The organism is Sedimenticola sp., from assembly GCF_050289425.1.
Taxonomy (GTDB): Bacteria; Pseudomonadota; Gammaproteobacteria; order Chromatiales; family Chromatiaceae; genus Sedimenticola.
Genome location: NZ_JBNKFS010000030.1, coordinates 19,066 through 33,714, shown reverse-complemented (window position 1 = coordinate 33,714; position 14,649 = coordinate 19,066). Strand labels below are relative to the sequence as shown.

Annotated in this window: 11 protein-coding genes; 7 read left to right on the top strand and 4 right to left on the bottom strand. The window is 49.9% G+C overall.

What is annotated here, in order from left to right; genetic code table 11:
* From ACQY5R_RS16725 to ACQY5R_RS16705, 5 genes are all read left to right on the top strand, one after another.
* A partial coding sequence (locus ACQY5R_RS16725; RefSeq protein WP_428610298.1) for a ribonuclease III family protein occupies positions 1-357 on the top strand: 357 nt, incomplete at its 5' end.
* Positions 350-1,249 carry a GTPase Era gene (gene era, locus ACQY5R_RS16720; protein ID WP_428610297.1) on the top strand — a complete coding sequence of 300 codons (900 nt, stop codon included), beginning with the start codon at positions 350-352 and terminating at the stop codon, positions 1,247-1,249. The genes ACQY5R_RS16725 and era, both read left to right, overlap by 8 nt.
* Positions 1,246-1,971 carry a DNA repair protein RecO gene (gene recO, locus ACQY5R_RS16715; protein ID WP_428610295.1) on the top strand — a complete coding sequence of 242 codons (726 nt, stop codon included), beginning with the start codon at positions 1,246-1,248 and terminating at the stop codon, positions 1,969-1,971. The genes era and recO overlap by 4 nt, the downstream gene beginning before the upstream one ends.
* Positions 1,972-2,005: 34 nt before the next feature.
* The gene (pdxJ, locus tag ACQY5R_RS16710; RefSeq protein WP_428610294.1) at positions 2,006-2,740 is read left to right on the top strand and encodes a pyridoxine 5'-phosphate synthase; all 735 of its coding nucleotides are present in this window, start codon (positions 2,006-2,008) and stop codon (positions 2,738-2,740) included.
* Positions 2,741-2,923: 183 nt separating this feature from the next.
* Positions 2,924-5,062: an EAL domain-containing protein gene (locus ACQY5R_RS16705; protein WP_428610292.1), complete on the top strand. Its 2,139-nt coding sequence runs from the start codon at positions 2,924-2,926 to the stop codon at positions 5,060-5,062.
* Positions 5,063-5,117: 55 nt separating this feature from the next.
* On the opposite strand, the gene ACQY5R_RS16700 is transcribed toward ACQY5R_RS16705, so the two are convergent.
* Positions 5,118-6,593, bottom strand: a complete 1,476-nt coding sequence (locus ACQY5R_RS16700; RefSeq protein WP_428610291.1) for a cobyric acid synthase — start codon at positions 6,591-6,593, stop codon at positions 5,118-5,120.
* 208 nt (positions 6,594-6,801) lie between these two features.
* On the opposite strand from ACQY5R_RS16700, the gene ACQY5R_RS16695 reads away from it, so the two are divergent.
* Together ACQY5R_RS16695 and dsbB are read left to right on the top strand one after the other, a co-directional pair.
* Positions 6,802-7,896 carry a saccharopine dehydrogenase family protein gene (locus tag ACQY5R_RS16695; protein WP_428610290.1) on the top strand — a complete coding sequence of 365 codons (1,095 nt, stop codon included), beginning with the start codon at positions 6,802-6,804 and terminating at the stop codon, positions 7,894-7,896.
* Between the two features lie 207 nt (positions 7,897-8,103).
* Complete coding sequence (dsbB, locus tag ACQY5R_RS16690; RefSeq protein WP_428610301.1) at positions 8,104-8,676, top strand: disulfide bond formation protein DsbB; 573 nt, start codon at positions 8,104-8,106, stop codon at positions 8,674-8,676.
* 55 nt (positions 8,677-8,731) lie between these two features.
* Here dsbB and ACQY5R_RS16685 read toward each other — a convergent pair whose 3' ends face one another.
* The 3 genes from ACQY5R_RS16685 to ACQY5R_RS16675 all read right to left on the bottom strand — a co-directional run bounded on the left by ACQY5R_RS16685 (position 8,732) and on the right by ACQY5R_RS16675 (position 14,604).
* Positions 8,732-11,518 (bottom strand): ATP-binding protein, encoded by a 2,787-nt coding sequence (locus ACQY5R_RS16685; protein WP_428610288.1) that lies wholly within the window; start codon positions 11,516-11,518, stop codon positions 8,732-8,734.
* Positions 11,515-12,471 carry an ABC transporter substrate-binding protein gene (locus tag ACQY5R_RS16680; RefSeq protein WP_428610286.1) on the bottom strand — a complete coding sequence of 319 codons (957 nt, stop codon included), beginning with the start codon at positions 12,469-12,471 and terminating at the stop codon, positions 11,515-11,517. The genes ACQY5R_RS16685 and ACQY5R_RS16680 overlap by 4 nt, the downstream gene beginning before the upstream one ends.
* A 129-nt stretch (positions 12,472-12,600) precedes the next feature.
* Positions 12,601-14,604, bottom strand: coding sequence for a TonB-dependent receptor plug domain-containing protein (locus ACQY5R_RS16675; RefSeq protein ID WP_428610285.1), 2,004 nt, complete (start codon positions 14,602-14,604; stop codon positions 12,601-12,603).
* Positions 14,605-14,649: the final 45 nt, after the last annotated feature.

Here is a 14,649-nt window from a genome sequence, read left to right as displayed (position 1 = left end):
GGTTCCATCTTAGCTGATGCCGTTGAGGCTCTGTTTGCCGCCGTCTATCTTGATGGCGGCTACATGGAGGCAAAGCGGGTTATTCTTGACCTGTTTGAGGAAAAGTTGGCAACGCTGAGTAAAAAGTCCCAGCAGAAAGATCCCAAAACGCGGCTGCAGGAGCTGCTTCAGGCGCGAAAGAACCCGTTACCCACTTACACTATCGTCAGTATTACCGGTGAGCAACATGAGCAGTGCTTTACCGTCTGTTGTCAGGTGGAAGAGTTAAACATTAAAACCGAAGGGACTGGCAGTAGCCGTAGAAAGGCGGAGCAGGATGCCGCCAGTCGCTTTTTGAGGCAATTAGAGAATGTCTGATCAACAGCAAGGTCATTGTGGATTTTGTGCCATTGTCGGTAGACCCAACGTGGGTAAGTCAACCCTGCTGAACCGATTGATCGGACAGAAGCTGGCTATCACTTCCCACAAACCCCAGACGACACGTCACAGTATCCTCGGAGTCAAGACAACGGATTCTGATCAGATTATCTACGTGGATACACCGGGTATTCATAAACGCGGGGATCACGCTATGAACCGCTACCTGAATCGTACCGCACGATCAGCCCTGGCAGACGTGGATGTGATTCTATTCGTTGTTGAGGCGTTACGCTGGACTGATGAAGATCAGGCTGTGTTGGATGCCCTGTCGAAGCTGAATATGCCGGTGTTATTGGTAGTCAATAAGATTGATACCGTAAAAAACAAGGAGGCATTGTTGCCCTATCTGGAGAGTATCGCTGGGAAATTCGACTTTACCGCGGTAATCCCCCTGTCAGCCCGCAAAGGGGACAATCTTCAACCGGTGGAGAGGCAGGTGATAGCTTGTCTACCGGAGGGTGAACTGATTTTCCCTGAAGATCAGTTGACCGATCGCTCCGAGCGGTTTTTTGCTGCGGAGTTGATCCGTGAACAACTCACCCGGCGTTATGCCAAAGAGATCCCTTACGCATTGACGGTGGAGATAGAAAAGTTTGAGGAGGAAGGTAATCTTTATCGGATAGATGCCCTGATCTGGGTGGAACGCCAAGGCCAGAAAAACATCATTATTGGCGCGAAGGGTGAAGCCTTGAAAGAGGTAGGTACCCAGGCCCGTAAAGAGATGGAGAAGTTTTTTGACAAAAAGGTTTTTCTACAGCTTTGGGTAAAGGTAAAGAAGAGTTGGTCCAGTGACGAAGGCGCCTTGTCCCGGCTGGGCTACGGTGATTGAACATTACCCGGATCGGTACCTTGTCTGCTGCCTATCTACTGCATCGACGGGATTTTTCAAACAGCAGTCTTCTTGTTGAGTGTTTCACTGAGCGGCAGGGCCGTTTTCCGGCCATCGTCAAAGGGGTAAAAGGACGGGGAAAATCGGCCTCAGGCCTGCTCCAGCCCTTTATCCCCTTGCAAGTTGAGTGGAGTGGTCGGGGTGAGATCAAGAGCCTGACTCACTATGAAGCGGACGGACGGGTGCTGCAGTTGACCGGCCAGGCGCTTTTCTGTGGATTTTATGTCAACGAATTGTTGATGCGGCTGTTACAGCGCAACGATCCACATGAAAAACTGTTTTATCTTTATCAACAATTGCTGGGACGATTGGCCGGAAGCGGAGTTGATGAGGTAGCCCTGCGTTATTTCGAGCTGGATATGTTGAATGAATTGGGGTACGGCATAGATCTGAGTGTGGAGTCGCAGCAGGGGGATCTAATTGTGGCGGAGAAGTGGTATCAGTTTGTCCAGGAGAGTGGCTTGATTGCGTGCTCTCGGGATAGTCTACATGCCACTAGTGGACGGGCGTTGTTATCTTTGAACTTGCGTACGCTCGGTGAACCCGGGGAACTAAGAGAGATTCGCAACTTTCTTCGGTCGGTGCTTGGCTTTTATATTGGCGATAAGCCTTTGAAAAGTAGGGAGTTATTTCGGAGTGCTTACCGTGACCCCTACACATGATCGGAATGTAACAGGTATCTAAACGAATAAAATCATGAATATGTCATATCGGAAATTGTTGGGCGTTAATATTGATCACGTGGCGACCCTACGTCAGCAAAGGGGTACCCGTTATCCGGAGCCTATACAAGCGGCACTGGTGGCTGAACAAGCGGGCGCGGATCTGATTACGGTACATCTTCGTGAAGATCGTCGACATATTCAGGACCGGGACGTGGAAATGTTGTCGAGTGTCCTTCAGACACGGATGAATCTTGAGATGGCGGCAACCGATGAAATGCTGGCAATCGCGCGTAGCCTTGCCCCTTCCGACTGTTGCATCGTACCGGAGCGCCGTCAGGAACTGACAACAGAAGGGGGGCTTGACGTCATTTCTAATCAAGCGGCGCTGACCGACTTCTGTGCCGGATTAATGGAGGCCGGCATAAAGGTTTCTCTGTTTATCGATGCCGATGAAAAGCAACTGGAAGCGGCCCACAATATTGGTGTTCCGGCAGTTGAGATACATACCGGTCACTATGCGGACGCCCAGAACCGTATGGGGAAGGAGAGGGCTTTACTGAAAATTCAACAAGCGGTTGATTTTGGGCTGAATTTGGGACTGCAGATTAATGCCGGACATGGTCTGGATTATCATAATGTTGCGGCAATCGCTGCCATTCCCGGCATCAGTGAGTTCAATATCGGCCATGCTATTATTTCCAGAGCGGTTTTTTCCGGTTTGGCGGATGCGGTACGGGATATGAAACAGCGAATAGTATCTGGATAGGGAATATAAAGACTAATTAGGCGGGTTCACGACGGTCGATTCAAGTCTAGATACAATTGACCGATAACCGATATAGGCACGAGGTTTTGTGTTTTCTACCCTTCGGTTATTGAGATAGGTTTTACTCAAACTTGCCGATAGGATCTACTTTAGAAATGGATATCCGTTGCTTCAGGCAATCGTGTGGAATCACTTGACCAACAGCTAACCGCTTTCGTCAAACTGCCCATTGGGAAAATGGTGCTGCTGGGTCTGCTGGTCTGGAGTTCACTCGTCGGTTATTCCCTTAATTGGAATATCACCAATCTCCAAAACGAAAAAATCAATCTCGCCATCAGTGCAGCCAAATCCAACTGGAATAAGGACCAGGCGTTTCGTCAATGGGCGACCAAACACGGCGGCGTTTATGTTCCGGTGACCGAGCGCACCCCCCCGAATCCATATTTGGCCCATCTCAAACGCCGGGATGTCGAGACGACGGGGGGGATGAAGCTTACCTTGATGAATCCCGCCTATATGCTTCGGCAATTGACCAATGAATTTGAAGACAGCTATGGGATTAAGGGAAAAATAACCGGAAAAATCACCCTGAACCCGGTTAACAAAGCGGATGCTTGGGAACGGGCCGCTCTTGACCGGTTTGAGCGTGAATCCATTAGTGAAATTTACGAGCAAACAGAAATCGATGGCGCACCCTATATGCGCTATATGAAGCCGATGTACATGATTAAGGCATGCGAACAGTGTCATGCGGTTCTGGGCTTCAGGGATGGGGACTTGCGAGGTGGGGTGAGCGTTTCGATTCCCATGCAGCCCTATCTGGACGCTGAAAAAGAGACGACGCGTTCCATGATGGTTACCCACGCCGTGGTTTGGTTGGCAGGTAGTATCGGATTTATGACATTTGGTCTCTATGCGCATCGTCGACATATCGAACGGAGTGCGTTATTGGCCAGACTGGAGCACGGTGCTCTATACGATTCACTGACGGGTTTGCCGAACCGATCGCTTTTCAGCGACCGATTGCAGGTCTCCATGGCCAAGCGAAAACGAGATCGAACACATCTGTTTGCGGTCTGTTTTGTCGATCTCGATCGTTTTAAAAATCTAAACGATAGCTATGGACATGCCGTGGGGGATCAACTACTGAAGGAGGTCTCTGGTCGGTTCAGCGGTCTCTTGCGTCCTTCAGACACCGTCGCGAGGATGGGGGGTGATGAGTTCACCTTTCTACTTGACGATTTGTCTAAACCACAGGAGGCTTATCTGGTTGCTGAGCGTATTCTTCATTCGGTCGAGACACCCTTTGAGATCAGGGGGCAATCACTAAAAGTGGGTGCCAGTATCGGTATCTGCTATGGTGATCGAAAATATCAATCCCCGGATGAGATTCTGCGGGATGCCGATACGGCTATGTACCGTGCCAAGTATCTGGGCAGAGGCCGCATCGACATATTTGAACCCGAAATGCATGATGAAGTAGCCAAAACGACACGTATTGAGCACGACCTGCATACCGTGCTTGAGCGACAAGAACTCTCTATTCATTACCAACCCATCATTAATCTTGTTACCGATCGCGTGGATGGTTTTGAAGCACTGCTTCGCTGGCAACACCCAATATTGGGTAATATTCCACCGGACTTGTTTATCCCGATTGCAGAAAGCTCAGATGTGATACAGGAGATCGGACAATGGGTATTGGATTGTGCCTGTAGGCAGGTGCAAAAGTGGAACAGTCAGTACAGCGACCTGCCACCCCGTTTTCTCTCGGTGAACCTCTCAGCGCGACAAGTCAGTCACCTGGGTTTTGTTCAGGTGATGAAGGATACGCTAGACCGAGTGGGGTTTGATCCGATCCATCTGCATTGTGAAGTGACCGAGACCCTGTTAATCACAGACCAGGATACGGCCATCAGCAATATGGCGAGTCTTCGTCAGCTGGGTATTCAGTTGAGTGCCGATGATTTTGGCAAAGGGTACAGTTCACTGACCTATTTGCAAAACTACAGTTTCAATGTGTTAAAGATCGACAAAACCTTTGTGCAGGATATGGCTCCCGGAGGAAAAGGTAAGCGCCTGGTGGGTTCGTTGCTCCGACTGGCAAAGGATTTTGGCCTTTCGGTTGTGGCGGAGGGTGTTGAGACAAGGGAGCAGTTGGAGACACTACGCCGACTCCACTGTAAATGGGTGCAAGGTTACTACCTGTGTCCACCTGTCACGGCAGACGCCATGGAGAGACTGTTGACCACAGATCCGCAACTGTTGACAGAAAACCTGCTGGTGATGAAACCTGAGGCCACACAGAAGCTTGCCGGCTGACAATGAGTTTATTCAGTATCCGTTAGACATGCTCACTACCGCTGGCAGAGGCGGGTTATGAGTTGTCGTCTTCGATAATACGAATGATTGCTTCAATGTCCAAATATGCTTCAGCGGCGTCCGCCAGTCGATTGATACCGGCCTCGCGAAGTTGGAAATAGTCAGGTGTTTCGGGTTGCTCCAGCCCTGCCCAAGACAGTAGTGCATTGCAGGCTGATCGGGCTTCAAACAGACCGTGTAGATAGGTGCCGGCAACTTGATTGTCAGTAGACAGGGCGCCGTCCTGGCCTTGTTCCAGTTTGACCAAGGGTCTGGAGAGTGCCGCACCGCGACTGATGCCCATATGAATTTCATAACCACTCACCGGAACAGATTGGCCCAACGTGAGCGTTCCGGTCACCAGGCGCAGTTGTTTCTCCTTCTCCAAAGTGGTTTCCATATCCAATATGCCCAAGCCCAGACTGCTGCCAGGTTGGCCTTCTATACCTTGGGGATCGTGGATGGCCCGTCCCAACATCTGGAATCCGCCACAGATACCCAGTACCTTCCCCCCATAACGGACATGCTTTTTAATAGCCTGTTCCCAGCCGCTTTGCATTAAATACTCCAGATCAGCCCGTACGCACTTTGATCCTGGGAGGATAATCAAGTCTGCCGATGGAATCGTCTCTCCGGGACCAATCCATTTAACATCAACTTGCGGGTGTAGTGAGAGGGGGTCCAGGTCGGTGTGGTTGCTGGTTCGTTGTAGCCAGGGAACCACTACCCGAAGCGGTTGATCGACACTGGGGGTAACCCCTGACTCAGTCAGACTGTCTTCTGCCTCAAGATGCAGTCCTGCCAGATAGGGTAGGACGCCAAGAACTGGTTTACCGGTGTGCTGTTCCAGCCAGTCAAGGCCTGGCTGAAGAAAGCTCAGATCTCCTCGGAAGCGATTAATAATGAATCCTTTGATGCGGGCCTGTTCGGTATCTGATAACAATGCCAGAGTACCGACCAAGTGGGCAAAGACGCCGCCCTTGTCGATATCCGCCACCAGCAGTACCGGGCAATCCACCGCTTCCGCAAATCCCATATTGGCGACGTCATTGTCGCGCAGATTGATTTCAGCCGGACTGCCAGCCCCTTCGACCAAGATATAATCGTACGTCTCCTTAAGCCGATTATGTGACTGGAGAATGGGTGGCATAACCCGGGGTTTATATTCATGGTAGCCCCACGCTTCCATATTGTTCTGGGCAGGCTGCCCCTGCACGATAACCTGGCAGCCGGTATCGGTATTGGGCTTTAACAATACCGGGTTCATATCGACATGGGGATCCAGGCCGGCCGCTTGGGCTTGCACGGCCTGAGCCCGGCCAATCTCTCCACCCTCCGGTGTCACGGCGCTGTTCAGTGCCATATTTTGTGGTTTGAAGGGCGCTACGCATAAGTTCCGACGCTTGAATACGCGGCAAAGTGCCGCGACTAATGTACTTTTTCCGGCATCCGAAGTAGTGCCTTGGATCATGAGGGTTTTGCTGTCAGACATAAGTGTATGAAATCTGAAAAATAGATGTTGTGGCCAGACTAGTCTGTAGATTGGTGGCGCCGAGAGATAAGCCAATAAATCAACCGAAGAGTGCTAAGCTTTTCAATAGTAGGGCATCGATTTTACCACAACTGGTTGCGGGTTCATGAGTGGTGGCGTCTGTTATTTTATACCTAAGTGAGACCGAAATGGGGGAGATATGCATAGCGTGGCAATAATCGGCGCAGGACGCATTGGTGCTTCCATTGCAAGGCTGCTGGACGATTGCGGCGACTACCGGATTATTCTGATGGATCAGTCCAGTCACTCCCTGGATGCGGTTAACGGTAGCCGGCGGATCGAGAAACAGTTGCTGGAGATCAGTGGGTCGGCGTGCCTTAAACCTGTACTGCAGGCGTGTGATGCGGTGGTTTCCGCCTGTGGCTATGATATCAATCCCGTCATCGCCGAAGCGGCAGCAGAGGCCGGTATCAGCTATTTCGACCTGACTGAAGACAATGAGACAACCCATGCCATCAAGCTGATTGGAGAAAGGGCGGCTTCCGGTCAAGTTTTTGTGCCGCAGTGTGGCTTGGCCCCCGGATTTATCGGCATAGTCGGCTTCCATATGGCACAGCAGTTTGATCGACTGGATAATTTGAAGTTGCGTGTCGGTGCACTACCGGAATTTCCCACCAATAACCTGATGTACAATTTGACCTGGTCTACCCAGGGGTTGATTAATGAATATTGCAATCCTTGCCATGCCATACGTGCCGGGCGTTATGTGGAACTGACGCCGCTGGAAGGTTTGGAGACATTTTCACTGGATGGCATCTCCTATGAAGCGTTCAATACTTCCGGTGGGTTGGGCACGCTGTATGAGACGTTGCAGGGACGGGTATCGGATCTGACCTATAAGACCATTCGCTATAAAGGACATCAGTATCTGATGAACTTCTTGATCAATGACCTTAAGTTGGGTGAGCAGCGGGACTTGCTGAAACAGATATTCGAAACGGCGTTAGCCGTCACCCGCCAAGATGTCGTGCTGATCCTGGTTACCGCCACAGGCATCATTGATGGAAAATTCATGCAAATCACCGACAGCCGAAAGATCTATCATGGCGACGTCGGGAGTGAGCATTGGGGTGCCATCCAGATCACGACGGCTGCCAGTCTCTGTGCCATTCTGGATCTTTTCTTTACCGGCAAACTACCGCTTCAGGGGTATGTGCGCCAGGAGCAGGTTGATTTTGATGAATTTATAAACAATCGATTTGCTTCCTGTTACAAAGCGGCCGGTCGATCCCATGGCAAATAGCGGATGAGGGTATGGAAAATGACATCGGGTTTAACGCAATCTGTAGGATGCGGTCAATCAGATTACGAAAAACGGGTGAAGAGGAGGAAGGACCGGTCCTAGAAGGTATACACTTTGAGTGAATAGATCGGTTTGGCGAAAGATTGCCATTGAAGAGATACTTTCTCACAGGTATCCTTGACATTGTCACGTTCACAGGCAGCCCAAATGGCTGCCTGCTTTCTTTTCGAAGCACTATCTGGTTCGCACATGCTGAGATTTTTCAATCGACTATCGAAAAACCGTCTTCCATGGGTGCTACTCGCCTGCTCCGCATTGGCACTGGAGGCGGCAGCACTCTATTTCCAGTACCAACTGAAATTGGACCCCTGCGTACTCTGTGTCTATGAGAGAACGGCTGTAATGGGTATTGTACTTTCCGGTTTAATTGCGATATTGGCACCAGAGCTTTTAATTGTTCGCGGTTTGGCGATATTGATTTGGGGTGGCAGCGCCGGGTGGGGGTTGCAACTGGCGCTAAAACATACCGGCATTCAACTGTTCCCATCACCTTCCAACACCTGTGATTTTGTCGCAAGTTATCCCGGTTGGGCCAAGCTGGATGAGTGGATACCCTGGATGTTCCAACCAACAGGTTTTTGTGATGAGATCCAGTGGCAATTTTTCGGATTCACCATGCCACAGACAATGATAGGTGTGTATGCGGTTTATCTTTTGATACTGCTTATTGTGGTACTGTCACAGTTCGTAAAAAAAGAACGGTCCATCTTTCGGAACTGAATATTTCAGAATCTGCAGCGGTAGTGAGTAGGGCGGGTATTTATTCTGTGGTGAATTACCCGTTCTCCTGCAACAGTTCGCTGGATTCGCAAAGCTGCTTTGCTTGAGCGTTGACCTGCTGTATGAGGCAAGGGATCGAGTCAATGTCTTCCTGGATGGCCGCCTGCTCCAGGTCGGAAACGGCAGCCTTTAACGCCGGCACACCGCATACAGCACAAGCGCCATGCAACCGATGCGCCACTTCACCAAGTGCATGCCAATCGCGGTCTGCTTGGTGTGTCTCGAGTAAATCTATTTGCTGCGGAAGGCCACTCATGAATTTCTTAAGCATCTCTATGGCCAGTTCTTCTCTTCCGCCAGTTATTCGCAACGCTTCCTGCTTATCATAGATAGGTGGATTTTCCCCGGCATCGACTTCCTCGGCGCTCTCTGTTGTTATCACATTTTCCAGTGTGGCCGTACGGTTGTCGTAGAGCAGATTACCAATTACCTGCCAAAGTTTATTATCGTCTATAGGTTTAGTCAGGTAGATATCCGCACCGGTAGATAACAGCGCATCACGGTGTTCGGGAATGATATCGGCAGAGAGTGCGATGATTGGCGTGTGTCTCTCTCCATGCTCCATTTCTCGTATGCGTCTGGTGGCCTCTTTTCCATCCATGATCGGCATATGCACGTCGACGATGATGAGGTCTGGGCGGCGTTCGTTATAGGCATTGATTACACCCACACCATTATCTACTTCAACTACCTCTGCGCCTGAGGTGGACAGGATTGTCGATATTAATTGAAGATTGATCGGGTTGTCATCGGCAATGATGAACCGCTTGTCCTTGAATATGGGGCCGCTGGGATTTCGATACTCCAGTGGCGTAGGCAAGGCGGACGGATGAGCAAATATCTTATCCAAAATACGCTTAAGTGATGTCCGGGTGACCGGTTTTGAGATACAGGGTGCTTGGGAAAGCGCTTGAATTGATTCATGCAATGCAGCATCTGAGCTACTGAGTAATATCAGTACATTTCTGGGTAAAGATACATCTTGTAGACGCGATATCCGGTCAGTGGTAACTCCAGAAGCGATTTCCTCGGCAGAAAAGCCTACGACCAGCAAGTCCTGGTCACCGACAAGGTCACTGCCCAGATGCTCCCAGCCTATCTCCGTAACTGACATGCCGAGACTCTCCAAGGTATGGGAAATCGACAATTGGGAGATGACATGCTGATCAAGGATAACGCATTTTTTGGATTTGAATGGCTTATCGATACCGGAGGAAGGGGCATCCGAGCTTTTGGGTAGATTGAGGGTAACCCTGAAACAGGAACCTTTCCCCTCGGTACTTTCCAGAGAGATGTGGCCCTTCATCGACTCGGCCAGTTTTTTGCTAATACTCAGTCCCAGACCAGTACCCCCATATGTTTTGGTGGTCTCTTTTGGACCTTGCTGAAAAGAGGTGAACAGATCTTTTTGGATGGCTTCATTGATACCAATGCCGCTATCCGTTACCGAGAACTGCAGTCGACAGGACTCATCCGTTTCATCCTCAATCATTACCCTAACGATAATTTCTCCCTGATGGGTGAATTTGATGGCATTGCCAACCAGATTGACCAGTATCTGACGGATGCGCGTTTCATCGCCTATCAATTGTGCAGGGACATCCGAATAGATCAGCAGTACCAATTCAAGTTGTTTTTCATGGGCTGCCGGTGCTAACAATACAATTGGCTCCTCGAAGCAGGAGCGGATATCAAAAGGCGCATACTCCGGTTCCAGTTTTCCGTATTCAAGCTTTGAAAAATCGAGAATGGTATTAATAATGTTTAAGAGCCCGGTCGCGGATTTGTGGATGGTTTCAGCCAGCTCTCGTTGCTCAGGCGTTAAGTTACTTTTTACAAGTAGTGTTGAAAAGCCGATGACGCCATTCATGGGTGTGCGGATTTCATGACTCATGTTGGCCAAGAATTCCGACTTCGCTTGACTGGCCTTGAGTGCGCGTTTTCTCGCTAAATCCAATTCCACATTCTGAATTTCCAGCGCCTCCATGGTTTGGGTAAGGTCTGAAGTAGCCCGCTCGACCTGCTGTTGTAATATTTCCTGGTTGAATTTAAGTGTCTTGGCCATGGCGTTGAAGCCTTCTTCCAGGCTACGCAACTCTCCCTTGGAAATTTCCGGTACGGTTGCGGAAAAATCACCATGTTTCATGCGGATCACTGCCTGGGTCAGCTTTGAGAGTGGGCGGGTGATTTTTTGACTTAGTATCGCCGCAAGCAGCCCCGTTATGATCAGCCCGGTGATACTGATGATAAGACTGGTTATGATGGAATTTCGTTGCTGTACCAGGAGACTGGTTTTGTCGAGTTCTACAACTACCGACCCGATAATATTGGGCGCAATTTCACTCTGCGTGGATTGTATCTGGTCGGGATAGTCTGTCAGCGTAGCGGATTGGAATCCGCTTTGTACGGAGGTAAAGAAAAAGGATGTTTGCTTTGTGTCATGTGCCGTTGTATCCGTATCGGTTTCAGCCGCTTTACCAAGACTTAACAGCAGCTTACCACGTGCGTCATTGACGATAATGGAGACAATATCCTGCCGTTTAACGATGGAGTTCAGATTTAGCGATAGTGATTCAATATCGCCGCTGAATATGCCATAGAAGCTGGCTGCCGCCACCTCTTGTGCAACGGCTTTACCTCTTTCCTTAAAGGCCAGCTCAAGATTGTCCAATTGGGCGGTAATCAAATAGGCCGTCAGGGATAGTGCCATGATGGCGGCAGGCACGATCCCCAGAAACAGTGCCCGTGTTTTAATGCGTGAATAGCGACGCCTTTTTATCATGGCTGACTGTTTTCCAACATCTGACGAATAATATCAGTCTCTTCCGGAAGTGATATTCCCAGTGACCTGGCAACACTCTGATTGACAGCAACACTGAAGTATTTCGGGTAAAACGGGCCCGGCAACTCTCCTGTGCCGGAATTGAGATAATTGCTGGTGTATTCTGCAAGATGACGTGCGATATCCTCTGGTGTGGAGTAAGCAGCGATCAAAGCGCCCGCCTTGACATAAGCAGATGAAAAGCCAATTACCGGTGTTTTATTGTGATAACTCGACAATAAAATATTGAAGATTGTAGTACGGTTAAAGATGGTGGGATCTGGTAAGGCCAATAAGATATTGCTCTCTTCAAGCACCGCTTTGAGCTGTGGCCCCACCATCTCTGACGAATCGACACTGCGATATGAGATGGGGATATCCTGTTTTAGCGCTTCCTCAAATAACTCATCCCTGATCGGTTGAGTGATGGGGCTCATCAACAACCCGATATGCGGGTCATGGCGGATTATTTTTGCAAGCTGCAACTGTCGAGTGATCGGTTGATCGAGAAAAATAGCGGAGTGATTGATGTCACTGGCCAGTTTTTGATAAGAGCTTCTGGAAATCAGTGCATGAAGTATAGGCAAGCCGGTATTCATATTACGCATCACTTCACCGGCACGTAGTCCCAACGTGATGATCAGCTTTGTTTTTGGCGGTATGACGAGGCTGGATCCGTCGGCGGCCTGAGAAAGCAGGTAAATGTTATGCGGAATACAGTCAGGAATAATTTGCTGGCACTGATCGCTAAGGTAATGTTTCAGTTGTGTGGCTACCTGGTCATAAACCGGGGTGGTGCCACTGCTAAAAACGACGATATTCCCGTGATCGGCAAAGCTGTGCGACGTAAATAGCAACATGCAGGCCATCGACAGCACCGCACAGAGTTGCTTTCTGCATCGTCTTGCAGACATCAACCATCCATCAATAGAAGGACTTGAGATCAGGCATGTCACAATGTTACGCCTGCCAGTGCCTCAGAATAAAACCCATACACAACCTCCATGTAAAAGTATCGCACCCAGTAGTTTGACCGGGGATCGCTAATGCCAGTTCAAACTGGCTTCAAGAAATATTCGGTCGCCCCAGACGTTTTCTGTATGAAAATCCTGGAAATGATTGTCTGGTCCGATGTTTTGAAAGATTAGCGATACTTCACCCTCAGCACGTTGCAGCTCAAAAGCCTTTGAAATTTTTATATCCCACCGTCTGTTGATGTCTACATCATCACCATCCCCCGCCCAACTGATGTCATCCATGTAGTAGTAGGCTGAACTCAGTTTGATCCCGTTATCAAACTGGTGGCTGCCCAGTATACTAACGGTTAATGGAGGCACGCGGCGGTCCAACATCCGATAGTGCTCAGGGAGTGTCGGTGGGTATTTTTTAATTTGATCGCCATAGGTGTTTGTCAAGCTATATCCGACGTGTAGCATACTGCGCGGGGAGGGGTCCCAACGCAGGCCTATCTCAAAACCGTTGATATTCAAACTGCCACTGTTGATATAGGTAAACGGTTGTCCGGGAGCAGCCAGGTCCTTTACTTCGGCAATCATGTCTTTGATCTCTTCATGAAACAGTTTCATGTCGAGTGTCAGCCCCGTCTCCTGAAAATTCCCCAAATATCCCAACTCAAATGACTCGATATATTCGGGTAGCAGATTAACGTTGGTTTTATACACTTGGAGAAGTGGGGTCATGGCACCGGTCAATACCACCGATTGATCGGAAAAATCCTCCCAGAACGTAGGCATACGGTAGGCACTGGTGCCCCGCAAACGGAGCGTGTTCATCTCGTCCAGTTTCAGGTTAAGTGCCACCATGGGCGAGAACAGCCCATCTTTTTGATCGAATTTTTCATACATGCCGCCAAGATTTAGCAACAGGTTGTTGTGCAGGCGCCACTCAAAGTTGCCAAATGCCCGATACTGATCACGACTCATCCAATCGCCGTGTTTGAAAGTCCATACCCCTTTGGCTTCATCCCGTCTGGCACCCAGCCCCCAGACCAGCCGCTGGGCCGGGCTGAAATCATAGCTGTGTTGGAATTCCACATCATAGCGTTGTGATTTGAAACCGTAGCCCAGAGATACATCCAATGGCGCGAAGGTATTGGGGTCGGAGAAGCTGTCATCCACACGCTGGTAATTGTGGTAGAACTGCAGGGAAAATTCATTGCCCGGGGCCAGGCTACGAGTCCAGCGCAGCTGTTGGAAGGCGTGATCATCTTCGGTGGCGCGAAAGGGCTGTTCGGCATCCGCCGGGAACCCGTCCTCACGAGTACCATTGCTTGATCCCAGCTCCATGAGCAGGGCATCCCGGCTATTCAGTTGGTAGTCCCCCCTGATGCCAAACCAGCGTGTATCGGAGTCGTCATGGCGGTTGTCAAAGCCGTTGTTTTCGTCATATTTAAGCGAAATACGGTATGCGAGATTACCTTCTGTGCCGGAGAAACGGTTAAAAACCTGCTTTTTTCCGCCGTCTCCGAACACCGTTTTAACCCGAATATCGGGCTGCTCCGATGGGTGCTGGGTGATGATGTTGATTACACCGGCAAAGGAGTTTGAGCCGTGGGTGGCCGCATTGGGGCCGCGAATCACCTCGATACGCTGGATGTCATCGATATCCAGCTCTTGATCACTCCAGGTGACGCCACCGAAGGCCGGATCATAAATCGATCGGCCGTCGATCAGCACCTGCATGTCACGGGCAAAACGGTCGGCATTGCCGTGCGATGAGACGGTAAATTTCGATCCGGTGTAGTAACCGACTTGAAAGCCTGGTACTAGGCGTAGCAAGTCGGCTAACTCGATCGCTCCCGATGCCTCAATCATGGTTCGGTCAATGACGGTGACCGATGCTGGGGAATCCGGCAAGGGCTGCTTCAGGCGCGTGGCCGACAGCACCACGGGGACATCACTAAAAAACAGCTCTTCAGGTAATACGCTGTTGGCATCCATTGCCTGGACAGAGAAGGAGGCGATGGCTCCGACCCCGATAGCCCAATACCTTTTGGGGCTGTTATAGATAGGATGGTTGTACCTCATGATGCTCTGTTTTGTTCTCTTTATGTTATTGATAGACTAACGCTA

What these genes read in the sequence shown, in the direction of transcription:
- era (WP_428610297.1), top strand. Translation starts at nt 350, where the DNA reads ATGTCTGATCAACAGCAAGGTCATTGTGGATTTTGTGCCATTGTCGGT.
- pdxJ (WP_428610294.1), top strand. Translation starts at nt 2,006, where the DNA reads ATGAATATGTCATATCGGAAATTGTTGGGCGTTAATATTGATCACGTG.
- ACQY5R_RS16700 (WP_428610291.1), bottom strand. Translation starts at nt 6,593, where the DNA reads ATGTCTGACAGCAAAACCCTCATGATCCAAGGCACTACTTCGGATGCC.
- dsbB (WP_428610301.1), top strand. Translation starts at nt 8,104, where the DNA reads ATGGCTGCCTGCTTTCTTTTCGAAGCACTATCTGGTTCGCACATGCTG.
- ACQY5R_RS16685 (WP_428610288.1), bottom strand. Translation starts at nt 11,518, where the DNA reads ATGATAAAAAGGCGTCGCTATTCACGCATTAAAACACGGGCACTGTTT.
- ACQY5R_RS16680 (WP_428610286.1), bottom strand. Translation starts at nt 12,471, where the DNA reads ATGTCTGCAAGACGATGCAGAAAGCAACTCTGTGCGGTGCTGTCGATG.
- ACQY5R_RS16675 (WP_428610285.1), bottom strand. Translation starts at nt 14,604, where the DNA reads ATGAGGTACAACCATCCTATCTATAACAGCCCCAAAAGGTATTGGGCT.